General features: G+C 69.6%; 12 protein-coding genes. 4 read left to right on the top strand and 8 right to left on the bottom strand.

Going from position 1 to position 17,425, the window contains the following annotated elements; genetic code table 11:
- Positions 1 to 63: 63 nt before the first annotated feature.
- Both D3A60_RS11840 and D3A60_RS11845 read left to right on the top strand, forming a co-directional pair.
- Positions 64 to 3,054 (top strand): TonB-dependent receptor plug domain-containing protein, encoded by a 2,991-nt coding sequence (locus D3A60_RS11840; RefSeq protein ID WP_119718840.1) that lies wholly within the window; start codon positions 64 to 66, stop codon positions 3,052 to 3,054.
- A gap of 112 nt (positions 3,055 to 3,166) precedes the next feature.
- Positions 3,167 to 3,826 carry a putative 2OG-Fe(II) oxygenase gene (locus tag D3A60_RS11845; protein ID WP_119718841.1) on the top strand — a complete coding sequence of 220 codons (660 nt, stop codon included), beginning with the start codon at positions 3,167 to 3,169 and terminating at the stop codon, positions 3,824 to 3,826.
- A gap of 93 nt (positions 3,827 to 3,919) precedes the next feature.
- Here D3A60_RS11845 and D3A60_RS11850 read toward each other — a convergent pair whose 3' ends face one another.
- Genes D3A60_RS11850 through D3A60_RS11865 form a run of 4 tightly spaced genes read right to left on the bottom strand, consistent with a single transcriptional unit; the run spans position 3,920 to position 8,515 of the window.
- On the bottom strand, positions 3,920 to 5,491 hold the full coding sequence (locus D3A60_RS11850; protein ID WP_119718842.1) for a tetratricopeptide repeat-containing sulfotransferase family protein: 1,572 nt from the start codon (positions 5,489 to 5,491) through the stop codon (positions 3,920 to 3,922).
- On the bottom strand, positions 5,488 to 6,075 hold the full coding sequence (locus tag D3A60_RS11855) for a 2OG-Fe(II) oxygenase (RefSeq protein ID WP_119718843.1): 588 nt from the start codon (positions 6,073 to 6,075) through the stop codon (positions 5,488 to 5,490). The genes D3A60_RS11850 and D3A60_RS11855 overlap by 4 nt, the downstream gene beginning before the upstream one ends.
- Before the next feature lie 6 nt (positions 6,076 to 6,081).
- Positions 6,082 to 7,881 (bottom strand): phosphoenolpyruvate carboxykinase (GTP), encoded by a 1,800-nt coding sequence (locus D3A60_RS11860; protein ID WP_231120483.1) that lies wholly within the window; start codon positions 7,879 to 7,881, stop codon positions 6,082 to 6,084.
- Positions 7,882 to 7,924: 43 nt separating this feature from the next.
- Positions 7,925 to 8,515: a TetR/AcrR family transcriptional regulator gene (locus D3A60_RS11865; protein ID WP_119718844.1), complete on the bottom strand. Its 591-nt coding sequence runs from the start codon at positions 8,513 to 8,515 to the stop codon at positions 7,925 to 7,927.
- A 354-nt stretch (positions 8,516 to 8,869) separates the two neighbouring features.
- On the opposite strand from D3A60_RS11865, the gene D3A60_RS11870 reads away from it, so the two are divergent.
- Positions 8,870 to 11,338 (top strand): acyl-CoA dehydrogenase, encoded by a 2,469-nt coding sequence (locus D3A60_RS11870; protein WP_119718845.1) that lies wholly within the window; start codon positions 8,870 to 8,872, stop codon positions 11,336 to 11,338.
- Between the two features lie 104 nt (positions 11,339 to 11,442).
- Entirely contained in the window at positions 11,443 to 11,916 is a 474-nt protein-coding gene (locus D3A60_RS11875) for a hotdog fold domain-containing protein (RefSeq protein ID WP_119718846.1), read from the top strand.
- An 81-nt stretch (positions 11,917 to 11,997) separates the two neighbouring features.
- Here the strand turns inward: D3A60_RS11875 and otsA are convergent, their stop codons facing one another.
- The 4 genes from otsA to D3A60_RS11895 all read right to left on the bottom strand — a co-directional run bounded on the left by otsA (position 11,998) and on the right by D3A60_RS11895 (position 17,376).
- Entirely contained in the window at positions 11,998 to 13,365 is a 1,368-nt protein-coding gene (gene otsA / locus D3A60_RS11880) for an alpha,alpha-trehalose-phosphate synthase (UDP-forming) (protein ID WP_119718847.1), read from the bottom strand.
- Between the two features lie 25 nt (positions 13,366 to 13,390).
- Positions 13,391 to 15,172 carry a glycoside hydrolase family 15 protein gene (locus D3A60_RS11885; RefSeq protein WP_119718848.1) on the bottom strand — a complete coding sequence of 594 codons (1,782 nt, stop codon included), beginning with the start codon at positions 15,170 to 15,172 and terminating at the stop codon, positions 13,391 to 13,393.
- Entirely contained in the window at positions 15,169 to 15,975 is an 807-nt protein-coding gene (gene otsB / locus D3A60_RS11890) for a trehalose-phosphatase (RefSeq protein ID WP_119718849.1), read from the bottom strand. Before otsB ends, D3A60_RS11885 begins: the two co-directional genes overlap by 4 nt.
- A 69-nt stretch (positions 15,976 to 16,044) precedes the next feature.
- A complete protein-coding gene (locus D3A60_RS11895) occupies positions 16,045 to 17,376 on the bottom strand; it encodes an NTP/NDP exchange transporter (RefSeq protein WP_119718850.1) in 1,332 nt (443 codons plus the stop codon).
- Positions 17,377 to 17,425 lie beyond the last annotated feature (49 nt).

Below are 17,425 nucleotides of genomic sequence, written 5' to 3' on the forward strand. Positions count from 1 at the left end.
CGTCTTTCTTGACGCCTGCGGTGAGGTTCCCATGGGAATACCAAGACTCACTTGGAGAGAGAGATGACCTTGAAGACCACCAAGCTCCGCGACGCGATTTCCTTCGCGCTCGTGGGCACCATCGCCGGCACCGGCGTTGCTTTCGCTCAGGAAACCGAGCAGCAGGAGCAGGCCACCACCCTCGAGCGCATCGAGGTCACCGGTTCGCGCATCAAGCGCGCCGACGTGGAGACCTCGCAGCCCGTCTTCTCGCTGTCGCGTGAGGACATCGCAGCCCAGGGCCTGACCTCGGTCGGCGACGTGATCCAGAACATCACGGCGAATGGCTCGACGCTCAACAGCACCTTCAACAACGGCGGCAACGGCGAAACCCGCGTCAGCCTGCGCAACCTCGGCTCGAACCGCACCCTGGTGCTGGTCAACGGCCGTCGTTGGGTCGGTGGCACGGGCCTCGGCGGCGCGGTCGACCTCAACACGATCCCGACCGCCGCGGTCGAGCGCATCGAAGTCCTGAAGGACGGCGCCTCGACGATCTACGGCTCCGACGCCATCGCCGGCGTGGTCAACGTGATCCTGCGCCAGAACTTCGACGGCGCCGAAGCCAACGCCTACATCGGCCAGTTCGACAAGGGCGACGGCACCCGCCAGGCCTACGACTTCACCATCGGCACCTCGTCCGACCGCTTCGCCGCGATGATGGGCTTCGGCTACGTCAAGGAAGAGCCGGTCATGGCCGGCGACCGCTACATCTCGAAGGAGCCGCTGTACCGCACCGGCAACGCCTTCGGCAGCGGCACCAGCCCGAACGGCCGCTTCGCGCTGTGCCCGGGCGGCTACAACCCGTCGACCCGCAGCTGCACCGGCGGTCAGACCAACTTCAACGGTGGCGCCGGCACCTTCACCTACGACGGCCAGGGCAGCGCCCCGCGTCCGTTCGCGATCCCGGGCGACATCTACAACTTCGCGCCGGAGAACTACCTGCTGACGCCGCAGGAGCGCCGCTCGGTGTTCGCCAACGGTTCGGTCGACATCACCGATGACGTCCGCTTCAAGTCGACGATCACCTACAACGAGCGCATCTCCGAGCAGCTGCTGGCCGCCATGCCGGTCACGCTCGGCACCGCGCCGGGCACCGGCCCTCAGGGCCAGACCGTCTTCATCAGCCGCAACAGCGTCTACAACCCGTTCGGCCAGGACGTCTCGCGCGTCAACCGTCGCGTCACCGAGACCGGCGGCCGTTCGTTCAACCAGAAGGTGACGACGCTGGCCGTCGACGCCGGCTTCGAAGGCACGCTGACCTTCGGCGAGAAGTACTACGACTGGGAGGCCGGCTACTTCCGCGGCGAGAACCAGGCCAACAACACCACGCTCGGCCTGTTCAGCATCCCGGCCCTGCGCGAGGCCCTCGGCCCGTCGTTCCGTGACGCGGCTGGCGTGGCCCGCTGCGGCACGCCGACCAACGTCATCGCCGGCTGCGTCCCGCTGAACCTGCTGGGCGGCGTCGGTGGCGTGACCCAGGAAATGCTCGACTACGTGACCTTCGTCGCGCACGACGAGTACAACTACACCCAGAAGACCTACTACGCGAACATCGGCGGCGAGCTGTTCAACCTGCCGGGCGGCCCGCTGGGCTTCTCGTTCGGCCTCGAGCACCGCACCGAGTCGGGCTACGACTCGCCGGACGCGCTGATCAACTCGGGCAACACCACCGGCAACGCCCGTACGGCGACCGCCGGTGCCTACAGCCTGGACGAGGCGTACCTCGAACTGGCGATCCCGGTCCTGGCTGACGTGCCGTTCGCCAAGCTGCTCGACTTCTCGGTGGCCACGCGCTACTCGGACTACAGCAACTTCGGCGACACGCTCAACAGCAAGTTCGGGTTCCGCTGGAAGCCGATCGACGACCTGCTCGTCCGCGGTAACTGGACCGAGGGCTTCCGCGCGCCGTCGATCGGCGAGCTGTTCGCCGGCCAGGCCGACTCGTTCCCGACCCTGAGCGATCCCTGCAACGTCAACAACTTCCCGCGCCAGACGCCGGGCGGCCGCGCACGCTGCCTCGCCGAGGGCGTCCCGGCCGGTGGTTACGTGCAGGACAACCCGCAGATCCGCATCACCGTCGGCGGCAACCCGAACCTGCTGCCTGAGAAGGCCGAGTCGACCACGCTGGGCTTCGTCTACAGCCCGAGCTGGATCGAAGGCCTCGACGTTGCGCTGGACTGGTGGCAGATCGAGCTGGAAGACGCGATCACCACGCTCGGCGGCACCGCGATCATCCAGCAGTGCCTGGATTCCGGCGGCACCGGCCCGACCTGCGCGCTCTACACCCGTCGCGCCGACGGCAACATCAACACCCTGCTGAACACCACCACGAACATCGGTGGCCAGGAGGTCGAGGGCTACGACCTGACCGTGAACTACCGCCTGCCGGAAACGGCGTGGGGCAAGTTCAGCTTCACCTGGGACACGACCTACCTGGCCCGCCAGGAGTTCGACATCGACGGTGACGGCATCCTCGGCGAAGACCAGCTCAACGTGCCGGCAATCGGCGCCCCGTTCGACCGCAACGAGGGTGGCAACACCGTCGGCGAGTACGGCCAGAACAACAATAGCTGGCGCATCCGCTCGAACCTGGCCACGCGCTGGGAGATGGGCGATTTCGGCGCGACCTGGAACATGCGTTACTTCTCGGGTCAGGACGAAGACTGCCAGGGCCTGGAAGACTACGGCTACGGCTTCCTGTGCACGGACACGGACCGCTTCATCGCGATCCCGACCGACAACCCGGCCAACCGCAACGGTGTGTGGGACGGCGATGGCGTGAACGGCGACTTCCTCAATATCCGGAAGGCCTCCGAGCACAAGATCGGCGCGACCACGTACCACGACATCAGCGGCTACTGGAACGCGCCGTGGAACGCGAAGATCACGATCGGCATCAACAACGTGTTCGACAAGAACCCGCCGGTTGCGCTGAACGCCTTCGCCAACTCGTTCGACCCGCAGTACGAAGTCCCGGGCCGCTTCATGTACCTGCGCTACACGCAGAAGTTCTGATCGACCCGCATCACTGCCCTACCGCTACGGCCCCGAAAGGGGCCGTAGTTTTTTGTGGCGAAGCCCCGCCCTACACTGGTGCCGCGCCACTTCGCCGCCGGATGGACCGCCCATGCCCTACGAGATCAATCCCGTTTTCGCCGTTCCGCTGGCACATGACACGTTGCCGAATGCGGGCGCGCTGAACGCCGAGCTCAAGGCGCTGATCTTGGCTCGGGAAGCCGAAGGCGACCGCTATGCGAACCCGCACCCGTCGCTGAAGCAGCAGCCGGGGGTGTTCGAGAGCGACTTCAACCTGTTCTCGTGGCCAGAAGCCTGCGTCCAGCAACTGCGCCAGTTCTGCTGGGCGACCCTCGGTCGCACGATCCAGCAGATCAACGGCTATGAGGCCGAGGAGATGCAGCGCCTGCAGATCTTCTCGCACACCTGGTTCCACGTGACCCGATACGGCGGCTTCACGATCCTGCACACCCACCCGATGGCGTCATGGTCGGGCGTCTATTGCGTCGACCCCGGAGAGACGCCGGCTGATCGACCCGAATCGGGCGTGCTGCGGTTCCACAACCCGCACCACTACAGCCACACGTTCCTGGATGCGGGCAACTTGCGCCCGCGCGCGCCGTACCACCACGGCACCTGGAGCGTGCGCTTCGGGGCTGGCCAGCTCGTGCTGTTCCCGTCGTGGCTGCAGCATGAGGTGCTGCCGTTCTACGGACGCGACGAGCGCATCACGATCGCGTTCAACTGCTGGTTCGGGATGAAGGACGCCTGATTCCCACGAATGGCGCTGGACCGCGCAGCGCAGCCGCCGCCGAGCGCGAGCAACACTGCGGGTGCCGCAACCGGTATAGCCGGGCCTGGCTGTCTAGCGCCACGGCTCCAGCGCGGAGATAAGCGGTTCGATCTTGTCCGCATACGGCGCCCACTGCGCGGTGCGGCCCTTGATGATCCCGCCGCGCATCTGCGGACTGCTGGCGGTTGCCACGGCGCCGTCGCGGGGGCCGAGCGTCGTCGCCGCGGCATCCCACGGCAGGCCGCAGAACGCCAGCACGCCGCGCATGACCGAATCCGGATCGGCCACGAGACGGTCGTAGTGGACATCGAGCACCCGTCCCGGCATCACCGCGTGCCAGTGGGCCATCAGGCTGCGGTACTGGCCGAACCATTCGGCGAGCTCGAGCTGGTCGTACGAGAACGTATTGACGTCCGAGAACATCGTGCGCAGGTTCGAAAAGCACGTGTCGACCGGGTCGCGCACCATGTGCAGGATGCGCGCCTGCGGCAACGCCTTGGCGATGAAGCCGGCGTTGAGGAAATTCGAAGGCAGCTTCTCGGTCAGGTACGGCCGCCCCCGGGCGCGCCACGCCGTCGCATCGAAGAAGCGGCGCCCGACCAGACCGTAGTCGACATCGCGCGCGCGCGCGACCATCGTGGCGTCGAGCGGCCCGCGATTGCGGTAGTCGGCCGCGTAGCGCATCTGGGTGGTGAACGAATAGGTCTCGCCACCGTCGGCCACCATCGGATGGCCGCCGAGCAGCTGCTCGAGCAGGGTGCTGCCGGACCGGTGCATGCCGACGATGAAGATCGGCACGAACGGGCCGGGCGCGGCGTCCATCGGTCGAACGAATTCGGCATCGCAGGTGTCGACGAGGCCGCCGTACATCCGCTTTGCATCATCGCGATCGTGCGGCGACAGCCGCCGCTTGACCCGGCACCCGCGTTCCAGCGCGCGCCAGGAATCCTCGTACTGGCCCAGGTCGTGCAGTTCGTTGTGCAGGGCGAACGAGAGATAGGCGTCGCTGTCGCCGCCGGGCGGAACGCGCTGCAGCGCGGCGCGCATGCGGGCGACGTGGTTGCTCAGCTCGGTCTGCTTGCGCAAGCGCGACAGCACCCAGTGGGCCTGGGCAAATCCGGGCGCACCCGCGATGCACTTCTCCAGCTCGCGCTCCGAAGCGTCCATGTCGCCGAAGAACATCTGCACGACGCCACGGAAGTACCGCGTCGGCGGATGGCGCGGGTCGCGCACGACGGCCAGATCGAGCAGTTCCATCGCCAGCGCGTTGTCGCCGATCGTGCTGACCAGCATCGCCATCTCGGTCAACCACTCGGCCGATCGCCGCTCCTTCCAGCGCGAGTGCTCGAGGCACTCCAGCAGCGCGACCGGCTCGTTGTACATCCGCAGCGCGCGGGCAAGCAGCAGCACGACCTCGTCGCCGCCGGGACGACGCGCGAGCGCGCGCAGGACGTAGGCCAGCCCGTCCCGGTAGTGCCCCAAGGCCAGCGCGGCGCGGGAGGCGCGGAGCAGCGCCATGGCGTGGCCGGGGTCCTGCTCCAGGACCGCGTCGTAGGCCTTCAGGGCGGAACGCCAGTGGCCCAGCCGCGCAAATTCCTCGCCCTGCCGCCACAGCGCAGGCACCGTCGTCGCGGACTGCGTCATGCGGCGCCGACCGGGACGCGCTCGAACTTGATCGCGAACGTGTAGCGCGGGGCGTAGCACACCCGGTTCGGCGGCCGGCCCGCGTGCTTGATCGCGCCGTCGAAGACCACCAGCCGACCCGGGACCGGGCGGACCGCGCAGGCGACCTCGTCGGCCGCGTCGTAGAACATCGTCTCGCCGCCCCACTCGACGTCCCACTGCTCGCAGAGGTACCAGAGCGCGGTCAGGTCGTGCTGGTCAGGCAGGCAGTCGGTGTGGGTGAACAGCATGTCGCCGAAGCTCGCGACGTTGGTGTAGGCGCGATAAGGGCGATACCCGTACGCGGGCGACGTGAACCCCAGCACCGCGCGCCGGGTGATGTCGAAGATCGGCTGCTGGACCAGCGCGTCGAGGTTGATCTCGGTCGCCCAGTGCTTGTACTCGGCGGTCTCCGGCCGGGCGATCTCGGTGCGGGTAAACGCGGCCCGGGACAGGCCGCGCACGTACTCGCCCACATCCGGCAGGTGGCCGTCGAACACCCGCAGCGGCCGACCGTCGATCTCGAGCGCTCGGCTGGGCGCGAGCGCCACGGGCTGTCCGGCCATCGGGGGTCAGCCCGCCAGCGCGCCGGCGATCCGCTGCTGCTCGTCCTTCAACGCCTGCGGCATGCGCGGGCCGTACTCGTCGAGGTACTCGCCGATGCTGGCGAACTCCGCCTGCCAGCCGTCGCGGTCGAAGCCGAACAGCTTGGCCTGGGCCTCCTCGCCGAGGGTGACGCCGTCGAGGTTGAGGTCGGCCGCGGTCGGCAGCGCGCCGATCGGCGTTTCCGCCGCGCCGGCGTTGCCCTTGACGCGCTCGATCATCCACTCCAGCACGCGCAGGTTGTCGCCGAAGCCCGGCCACAGGAACTTGCCGTCGTCGCCCTTGCGGAACCAGTTGACGTGGAAGATCTTCGGCAGCTTCGCGCCGGCCGTGTCAAACGACAGCCAGTGGCTGAAGTAGTCGGCGAAGTTGTAGCCGCAGAACGGCTTCATCGCCATCGGGTCGCGGCGCATCACGCCGACCGCACCGGTCGCGGCGGCCGTCGTCTCCGAGCCCATCGCGGCGCCGACCAGCACGCCGTGGGTCCAGTCGCGCGCCTCGAACACCAGCGGCACCAGCGAGGCGCGGCGGCCGCCGAACACGATCGCGCTGATCGGCACGCCCTGCGCATCCTCGGCCTTGTCCGAGTAGCTCGGGCACTGCTTCGCCGATACGGTGAAGCGCGAGTTCGGATGGGCGGCCGGGCCCTTGGCGGCGTCGTACGGGTTGCCGCGCCAGTCGGTGACCGGCTGCTGGCCGTTGTCGAGGCCTTCCCACCACGGCTGGTTGTCGGCGGTCACGCCGACGTTGGTGAAGATCGTGTTGCTCTGGACCGTCTTCAGCGCATTGGGGTTCGACTTCTCGCTGGTGCCGGGGGCGACGCCAAAGAAGCCGGCCTCCGGGTTGATCGCGTACAGGCGGCCGTCGGCGCCGGGGCGCATCCAGCAGATGTCGTCGCCGATCGTCCACACCTTCCAGCCTTCGCGGCGGTAGCCTTCCGGCGGGATCAGCATCGCCAGGTTGGTCTTGCCGCACGCCGACGGGAACGCGGCGGCGATGTAGTGCGTCTCCCCCCGCGGGTTCTCGATGCCGAGGATCAGCATGTGCTCGGCCAGCCAGCCTTCGGTGCGGGCCTGGTGACTGGCGATGCGCAGAGCGTGGCACTTCTTGCCGAGCAGCGCATTGCCGCCGTAGCCTGAGCCGAACGACTTGATCGTCAGCTCCTCGGGGAAATGCATGATGAAGCGGCGGTTCGGGTCGAGCTCGCCGATCGAGTGCAGGCCCTTGACGAACGAGCCCTCGCGCTCGATCCGCGCCAGCGCCGGCGCGCCCATGCGGGTCATGATCCGCATGTTGGCCACGACATACGGGCTGTCGGTGATCTCGACGCCGCAGCGCGACAGCGGCGAGTCGATGGGGCCCATGCAGTACGGGATCACGTACATCGTCCGGCCGGCCATGCAGCCGTCGAACAGCGCGTCCATCTGCGCGTGGCCCTCGTCGGGCGCCATCCAGTGGTTGTTCGGGCCGGCGTCCTCATGGTGCGTGGTGCACACGTAGGTCAGGTGCTCGACGCGGGCGACGTCATCGGGGTGCGAGCGGTGCAGGTAGCTGTTCGGGTGGGTCTGCTCGTTGAGCTGCACCAGGGTGCCGTCGGCCTGCATGCGCGCGATCAGCGCCGCGTTCTCGGCGTCGCTGCCGTCGCACCAGTGGATGGCGTCGGGCCGCGTCAGCGCGGCGACCTCGGCGACCCAGTCGTTGAGCGCGGCCAGCCGGCTGCCGCGGCTGCCGGGGGCGGGTTGGGTCACGTCCTTGGAAATCGCGTTCACGGCAACAGTCCTCCAGCGCGGGCTGGCTAAAAGAAAAGGGGAATCACGAAGACGGGATCAGCGTGGCCATCACGTGCTCGACGTAGGCCTCGAACTCGTCGTGCTGCAGGCGCGCCTGGTGCAGCTGCAGGTTCAGCTGCAGGAACCCGACGTAGGCGGCGTATGCCAGGCGCGCGCGGTGCTGCGCCTCGCTGCGGTTGAGGCCGGCCTGGCGGAATGAGGCGGTGAGGTAGTCGAGCCGGCGCTGCGACACGCGCCCGATCACCGGCTGCACCGCCGGGTGGTCGAGCGCCTTCAGCAGCTCGCTGTAGATGATGTGCGACTTGTATTCGTGCGCGACGAGGTCGAACAGCGCGCGCAGGCGCTGGCGCGGGTCGGCGATCGCTTCGAGCTTGCCGAAGACGGTCTCCTGCTCGACCTTCTCCCAGCGCTCCAGCGCGGCGACCAGCAGGGCCTCGCGCGACGGGAAGTGCCAGTAGAAGCTGCCCTTGGTCACGCCGAGGCGGCGGGCCAGCGGCTCGACCGCGACGGCGGCGACGCCCTGCTCGGCGATCAGGTCGAGAGCCGCCTGGGCCCAGTCCTCGGCGCTGAGGCGCCCGCTGCGTTCGGTCTTGGTCTGGGCGGTTGCGCTCATCCGGGCATTTTATCCATACGCCCCCGACGGGGACAGTATGTAAAGAGTCAGGAATTCGCCTGAATGCGACATCGGCGGCGCGGGATCGCAATTTCCGGCCCCGCGCGCGATCGACCCACCGATGCCGCAGTGCGTCATTCACCGATTCGCCTGGCGGAACGCCCTGTCCCGGCGGATTGCCCGTCGGGGTGGTTGACAGGGTCCCGTTCGCCTTTCCATACTCGGCCGTATGTTGAGCGTTTGATGCTGGCGTTTGAATGGCCGATCGTGCGGCCGTTCGATTCGCCCGATCACCCGCCCGCGCATACCCTCTGTCCATCGCCTCGGGCCCCGCGGCCCGCCTGGAGTGCTCCCATGAGTGTCGCCGCTCCGTTCCTCGCGTTCCTGATCATCGGCGCGATCGCTGCTTACCACCGCCTGCGCCTGCCGGTGTGGGCGGCGCTGACCGCGACCGCGCTGGTGGGCTGCTGGCTGCTGGGCGCCAACGTTGCCGCGACGATCGTCGCCGGCGCGCTGGTCGCGCTGATCGCCGTGCCGCTGCTGCTGCCGCAGATCCGCCTTCCGCTGATCACCGCACCGCTGCTGAAGTTCTATACGAAGATCCTGCCGCCGCTGTCGGAGACCGAACGCGTCGCGCTGGAAGCCGGCACCGTCGGCTGGGAAGGCCAGCTGTTCTCCGGCAAACCCGACTGGGACGTGCTGTTCAACCAGCCCAAGCCGGAGCTGAGCGCCGACGAGCAGGCCTTCCTCGACGGCCCGGTCGAGCAGCTGTGCCGGATGGTCAACGACTGGGAGATCACCCACGTCCATGCCGACCTGACGCCGGAGATATGGGAGTTCCTCAAGAAGAACCGCTTCTTCGGCATGATCGTGCCGAAGGAGTACGGCGGCCTCGGATTCTCCGCACTGGCCAACCACCGGGTAATCCAGAAGCTGGCGTCGGTGTCGACCGTGGTCAGTTCGACCGTGGGCGTGCCGAACTCGCTCGGGCCGGCCGAGCTGCTGATGCACTACGGCACGCAGGAGCAGAAGGACTACTACCTGCCGCGCCTGGCCGATGGTCGCGAGGTGCCCTGCTTCGGCCTGACCGGCCCGTGGGCCGGCTCGGACGCGACGTCGATCCCGGACTTCGGCATCGTCGCGATGGGCGACTGGAACGGCGCGCGCGTCGTCGGCGTCAAGCTGACCTTCGACAAGCGCTACATCACGCTCGCCCCGGTCGCATCGCTGATCGGCTTGGCGTTCCGCATGTACGACCCGGACGGCCTGATCGGCGACAAGCGCGACATCGGCATCACCCTGGCGCTGCTGCCGCGCGACACCGCCGGCGTCGAGATCGGCCGCCGCCACTTCCCGCTGAACTCGCCGTTCCAGAACGGCCCGCTCCACGGCCGCGAGGTGTTCATCCCGCTGAGCCAGCTGATCGGCGGCGAAGCGTTCGCCGGCAAGGGCTGGCAGATGCTGGTCGAGTGCCTGTCGATCGGCCGCTCGATCACCCTGCCGTCGACCGCCAGCGGCGGCGCCAAGATGGGCGCGATCGTCACCGGCGCCTACGCGCGCATCCGCAAGCAGTTCGGCCTGTCGATCGGCCGCTTCGAGGGCGTCGAGGAAGCGCTGGCGCAGATCGGCGGCCTCGCCTACGCCACCAGCGCGCTGGCCGAAGCGTCGGCCGCGGCGGTCGCGCGCGGCGAGCTGCCGGCGGTGCCGTCGACGATCTCCAAGTACCACTGCACCGAGATGGGCCGCGAAGTCGCCAAGCACACCATGGACATCCACGGCGGCAAGGGCATCATCCTCGGCCCGCGCAACTACCTGGGCCGCGGCTGGCAGGCAACGCCGATCATGATCACCGTCGAGGGCGCGAACATCATGACGCGCTCGCTGATGATCTTCGGCCAGGGCGCGATCCTGTGCCATCCGTGGGTGCTCAAGGAGATGAAGGCGACCACGATCGCCGATCCGGACGAGCGCCTGCGCGAGTTCGACAAGAACCTGTTCGGCCACATCGGATTCGCGATCTCCAACGCCGTGCGCAGCTGGTGGTACGGCCTGACCGGCGCGCAGGTCGGCGCGGCCCCGGGCGACGACTACACCCGCCGCTACTTCCGCAAGCTCAACCGCTACTCGGCGGCGCTGGCGGTGATGGCCGACACCTCGATGCTGCTGCTCGGCGGCAAGCTGAAGTTCAAGGAGTCGCTGTCCGGGCGCCTGGGCGACGTGCTGAGCCACCTGTACATCGCCAGCGCGATGCTCAAGCGCTACGAGGACCAGGGCCGGCCGGTCGCCGACCAGCCGCTGCTGGCATGGGCGTTCCACCACAGCGTGCACCAGATCGAGATCGCGTTCTCCGCGGCGCTGCGCAACTTCCCGATCCGTCCGGTCGGCTGGCTGATGTGGCTGCTGGTGTTCCCGTGGGGCCGCCGCGCGCAGGCGCCGAGCGACCGCCTCGGGCACAAGATCGCGTCGTTGCTGATGTCGCCGAACGAGGCGCGCGATCGCCTTGCGTCGGGCCTGTTCCTCGAGCCGTGCGCGAACAACCCGGCCGGCCGCATCAACAGCTACCTGCAGAAGGTGATCCTGGCCGAGCCAGTGGAGCGCAAGTTCCTCAAGGCGCTCAAGACCAGTGACATCGAGGCGCTGAGCTTCCCGGAGCAGCTGGACGAGGGCGTGCGCGAGGGCTGGATCACCGCCGACGAGCGGCGCCAGCTCGAGGAACTGCGCGAGATGACGATCGACACGATCGCCGTCGACGATTTCGACACCGAAGAGCTGCGCTCGGCCGGCTACCGCCACGTCGAAGCGGAAAACCGCGCGGCCGCGTAGGCCGTCGCCGCGATGCACGATGCGACGGCGGGCCAGTCCCGCCGTCGTTTTTTCCGGGCCCTGCCCGCCCGGCATCCTCCCCCACCGTCCGTCATCCCGACCCCATGAGTGCGACCGTCCTGTCCCTGTACCGACGCTTCAGCCGCTGGCCGGCCGGGCGCTGGCTGTTTTCCCGGGCCGTGTGCTTCCGCGCGCCCTACTTCGCCACGATCGCGCCGCGCTTCGTGGCCCTCGAGCCCGGCCGCTGCGAAGTCGTGATGCGCGATCGCCGGCGCGTGCACAACCACCTCGGCACGGTCCACGCGATCGCGCTGTGCAACCTCGCCGAACTCGCCGCCGGAGTGATGACCGACGCCAGCCTGCCGGCGTCGATGCGCTGGATCCCGCGCGGCATGCAGGTCGAGTACCTGAAGAAGGCCGTGGGCCCGATGCGCGCCGTGGCGACGCCGGACCTGCCGCTGGTCGAATCCGACGTGCCCTATGAGCTGCCGGTGACCGTCGAGGTCACCGACCGTGCAGGCGATACGGTGTTCCATGCGCGCATCGCGATGTGGGTCTCGCCGAAGCGCCGGGACTGAGTCTCCCCCGTCGCAGCCCACGCCCGATCCAACCGCACGCGAATGGCGCTGGTCGTCGCTTGAGGCAGGCCCGCGTGCGGATCAGACCGCGCGCAGCTCGGCAAGGTAGCGGCGCCGCCACGCGGTGATGTCGTCGCGGCGCAGACGTTCGATCATCGCCGCCCAGCGGTCGCGCCGTTCGGCGCCCGGCATCGACAGGGCCTGGGCGATTGCGTCGGCCACGCCGTCGACATCGTACGGGTTGACCAGCACCGCCTCCGGCAGCTCGCTCGCGGCGCCGGCGAAGCGGGAGAGGACCAGCACGCCGGGGTCGGTGCCGTCCTGCGCGGCGACGAACTCCTTGGCGACCAGGTTCATGCCGTCGCGAAGCGGCGTCACCAGCGCGACGTCGGCGGCGCGGTAGAAGCCGGCCAGAACGTCGTGCGGGAAGTTGCGGTTGACGTAGCGCACCGGCGTCCATTCGGGGGCGGCGTGGCGGCCGTTGATGTGGCCCGCCAGGCCCTCGAGCTCGCGCCGCAGCGACTGGTACTCGGGCACTTCGCCGCGCGATTCGGGCGCGATCTGCAGGTAGGTGGTGTCGCCGCGCAGCTCGGGGTGGCGCTCGAGGTGGCGCTCGAACGCGCGGAACCGCTCCGGCAGCCCCTTGGAGTAGTCGAGCCGGTCGACGCCGATCACCAGCCCGCGCCCGCCGAGGCTCTCGCGCAGACGCTGCACCGGTGCGCGACCGAACGCGTCGGCCGCCTGCGCCTCGATCAGCGCAGTGTCGATGCTGATCGGGTACGCACCGACGCGGAAGCGGCGCCCGCCGGCGGTTTCGATCGTGCCGCGGTCGACGACGCGGCCGCCGCCAAACAGCGGCACGTAGCTCTGGAAACGCCCGAGGTCGCGCTCGGTCTGGAAGCCGACCAAGTCGTACGCGGCCAGTGCGTCGAACAGCTCGCGATGGCTCGGCAGCGCCGCGAGCAGGTCCGAGGACGGCACCGGCACGTGCAGGAAGAAACCGATGCGGTTGCCGACGCCAAGCTCGCGCAGCCGGTGCGCCAGCGGGATCAGGTGGTAGTCGTGCACCCACACCACGTCGTCGTGCCGCAGCAGCGGGGCCAGCCGCTCGGCGAAGCGCGCGTTGACCGCGCGGTACACCGCGTAGGTCTCGCGCGAGTAGTCGACCAGGTCCAGCCGGAAGTGCAGCAGCGGCCACAGCGTGCGGTTTGCGAAGCCGCTGTAGTAGCCCGCGTGCTCGGCGTGGGTCAGGTCGATGGTTGCGTAGCTGACGTCCTGCGCCTCCTGCACGTGCAGCGCGTCGCTGGGCTCGCGCACGCGCTTGCCGCTCCAGCCGAACCAAAGGCCGCCGTGCTCGCGCAGCGCGCCCTGCAGGGCCACGGCGAGGCCGCCGGCGCGGCTCTCGTTCGGCAGCGCCACGCGGTTGGATACCACTACCAATCGGCTCATGCGTGGACTCCCTGTCCCGATGCCATCAACCGGCGTCCGACCACGGCCGCGACAGTCGCATCGCCGCGCTGATCAGCCCGACGTGCGAATACGTCTGCGGGAAGTTGCCCCAAGCCTCGCCGTCCTCGAACGCCAGGTCTTCCGACAGCAGGCCGACCGGGTTGCGCCGCGCCAGCAGGCTCTCGAACAGCTCGCGCGCTTCGTCGAGGCGGCCGATCGACGCCAGCGCCTCCACGTACCAGAACGAGCAGATCGTGAAGCTGGTTTCCGGCGCGCCGAAGTCGTCGGGCGCGACGTAGCGGAACAGCCCGTTGCCGCGGCGCAGGTCGCGGCCGATCGCCTCGACCGTGGCGACGAAGCGCGGGTCGTCGGCGGCGATGAAGCCGATGTCGGCCATCAGCAGCAGGCTGGCGTCCAGCCGTTCGCCGCCGAGCGCATCGGCGAAGTGCCCGCGCTCGGCGTTCCACGCGGCTTGAGCCACGTGCGCGTGGATGGCGTCGGCGCGCTCGCGCCACGCCGCCGCGCGATCGTCCAGCCCGAGCCGCTCGGCGATCTTCGCCAGGCGATCGCAGGCCGCCCAGCACATCACCGCCGAGTACGTGTGCACGTCGGCGCGGCCGCGGAACTCCCACAGGCCAGCGTCGGGGCGATCGTACAGCGCATACGCTTGCTCGCCGATCGGCTCGAGCCGGGCGAACATCGCCGCATCGCCGGGCTGCTCGAGTCGCTCGTCGAAGAACAGCTGGGTCGCGGCCAGCACCACGCTGCCGTAGACGTCGTGCTGGTGCTGCTTCCACGCCAGGTTGCCGCGCCGCACCGGGCCCATGCCGCGGTAGCCGGCGAGCGCGGGCATGTCCTCCTCGTGCAGCCGGCTCTCGAAGCCGATGCCGTACAGCGGCTGCAGGTGGCCGTCGTCGCCCGCGGCGAGATTGAAGATGTAGCGGATGAACTCCTCCATCGTCCGCGTCGCGCCGAGGCGGTTAAGCGCGCGCACGACGAACGCGGCGTCGCGCAGCCAGCAGTAGCGGTAATCCCAGTTGCGCGACGTGTGCGCCGCCTCCGGGATCGACGTGGTCATCGCGGCGACGATCGCGCCGGTGTCCTCGTACTGGCACAGCTTCAGCGTGATCGCGCTGCGGATCACCGCCTGCTGCCACTCCAGCGGAACCGAGAGGTAGCGCACCCACTCTCTCCAGTAGTTCTCGGTGCGCTCCTGGGCGTGGCGCGCGTACGCGGCGACCGGCTGCGCGAGCGGCTCGTCCGGGCCGAGCACGAACGCCAGTTCGCGATCGAGGACGAACGGGAGACCGTCGCGCACCAGCCGTAGCGGCGCGTCGGTGGTCAGCCGCACGGCCAGGCCGTCGAGCAGCCAGCGCAGGTGGTTGCTGCCCCACGTCCGCTCCGGCGCGCGCGCGCCCCAGTCGGCTGCCGGCTCCACGCGCACGCGGATGCGCGGCGCTCCGCTGAGCGGGCGAACGCGGCGGACCAGTCCGATCGGCCGGTAGAAGCGGCCGTGGTCGCGCCAGCGCGGGGCGAAGTCGAGCACCTCGACCGCTCCGCCGTGGGCGTCGCGCAGGACCGTGCGCAGGACCGCGGTGTTGTGCAGGTAGCTCTGTTCGCTGCCGGCCAGGTCCTCGAGCTCGATCGCCCATTCGCCGCCGCCGTCGCGCGGCGACAGCAGCGCGCAGAACGTCGGATCGCCGTCGAACGTCGGCAGGCAGCACCACACCACGCTGGCGCGGGCGTCGACCAGCGCGCCGACGCTGCCGTTGCCGACCAGTCCCAGGTTCAAGTCGCGCTCGGTCATGCGTGCGGCTCCATGTGGTTCGGAAGAGACAGGCCACTGCCCGCCAGCAGCCAGCGGTGGACCGCGGACGGCGTTGCCAGCGTTGCCGAGGCGCGGGTCGGCTCGCGCGCGCCCACGCGCACGCCGAGCCCGCCGGTGGCGTTGACGACGTCGAACCCGTGCTCGTCGGTCAGGTCGTCGCCGACGAACACTGGGCGACGCCCGGCGAACGGCGGCTCCGCCATGAACCGCGCGATCGCAACCCCCTTGTCGACGCGCGTCCCGCTGCGGTCGCCGGCGGGCCGCAGCTCGACGACGTGATCGCCGTGCTGCGCCAGGTAGGTCGGCAGCCGCGCGAGGGCGCGTTCGGCGAACGCGTGCACGGCCGCCGACGCGTGCGGCGCGCGGCGCCAGTGCACCGCCAGCGCCGGACCCTTGCGCTCGACCACGACGCCGGCATGCGCCTGCACGGTCGCGACCGCATCGGCGTCGACCTCGCGCAGCATCCCGGCGGCATCGGGCGCGGCCTCGACGACGCCGTCGCCGCGCCGCCGCTCGAGGCCGTGCAGCCCGGCCGCGGGAACGTGCGCCAGCGCCGGCATCAGCGCGAGCAGCGTGTCCAGAGAGCGCCCGCTGACCAGCGCCAGCGCGCCGCCCAGTCGGAGATGCAGCGCGCCCACAGTGTCGACCACGAGCGGCGGCACCACGACGGCATCGGGCACCTGCGCGAACTCGAGCAGGGTGCCGTCAACGTCGAGAAACAGGGCCCAGTCGTCCGCGATCGCGGGAGGGGCCGGCAGGGAAGAACGCTGCAGCCGTGGCATGCACGCAGTGTCGCAGCGCGCGTGTAAGCATTCCGTGGACGAGTACGACGCCGCCCGCGTGGCGGGACACTACGCTTTCGGGACGGGGTCCGTGCCTAGCGCGCGCGCCGGATCGCGTTCGAGCTGGCGCGACAGGCGCCAACCGATCCATCCGGCCGCCAGCGCCGCGGTGGCCGACAGCGACGCGAACAGGCCGATGCTCGCCCCCATCGCGCGCAGTCCGTTCATACCCAGCGCGATGGTCAGGTCGCCGAAGCGCCACACCGCGGTATCGACGGCGTTCTGGCCCTTGTAGCGCTGGTTGCGCGGCACCCGGGTAAACAGGCTGTGCCGCGCCGGCTCAGCCATGCCGTACGCGAGGCCGCGGCTGACGATCAGCGCGATCGCCACCGCCGGAAACGCACCGATCAGCGGCGCGTGCGGATGCGGCGAAACGATCACCAGCGACAGCGCCAGCATGCTGACCAGCGCCCACACGGTGATCAGGACGCCCGGGCCGCTGCGCGGCAGCAGCCAGCGCGTCACCAGCAGCTGCAGCAGTACGGTGAGCACGTTGGTGGCCAGGTCGATGTGCGCCGCGAAGCGCGTGCGCGACACCGCGTCGGTGAAGGTCTGCCCGGTGTAGTCGGCCACCAGCGCATAGTTGACCGTGCCGATGCCGTCGGCGAGCAGCAGCAGCACCGCCATCCCGCGCATGAACGGCGTGCTGAAGATCTGCTTGAGCCCGTCGAGCATGCCGCCACCGACCGCGGCCTCGTGCGCGGCATCGTGCCGGCGCGCGCCGTGCACGCGCGCCCAGCGGCCGAGCAGCACCGCGCAGCCGACGGCCACGCACAGCAGGCCGGCGGAGACGCCCAGCAGCGGCGCGATGCCGATCACGTCGACGAGCGTGCTGGTGATCGTCGGCCCGGTCACGGCGCCGGCGGTGCCGGCGATGGCGATGATCGGGAACAGCCGGCGCGACTGCGGCTCGCTCCAGATGTCGGACATGAAGCTCCAGAACACCGACACCACGAACAGGTTGAACACGCTGACCCAGACGAAGAACGCCATCCCGAGCGCGCGCGGGCCCAGCAGGTCGGGCTGGACGAAAAACGGAATGAAGCCGATCAGGCACGCGATGAAGAAGCCGTACACCGCCGGCACCACCACGCGCCGCGGGTAGCGCGAAACCAGCGCGCCGAACACCGGCGCCAGCGCCAGCGTGGCCAGGAACGTAGCTCCGTAGAACCACGGCAGCTGGGTCGAGCCGACCGCAGCCGACAGCTGCTCGCGCACCGGCCGCATCACGTAGTACGCGGTCAGCACGCAGAAGAAGTAGACGAACGACAGCGCGACCGCGCGACCTTCGCCGCTGTGGATGCGGGGCTGCGGCGGCGACGCCGTACCGGGCGTGGTCATCGGCGAAGGTCCAGGGGCGGGCTGCGGGCACGGTAGCCCACGGCCGGCG

The sequence above is a fragment of the Cognatilysobacter tabacisoli genome (assembly GCF_003586305.1).
GTDB classification, from domain to species: domain Bacteria; phylum Pseudomonadota; class Gammaproteobacteria; order Xanthomonadales; family Xanthomonadaceae; genus Cognatilysobacter_A; species Cognatilysobacter_A tabacisoli.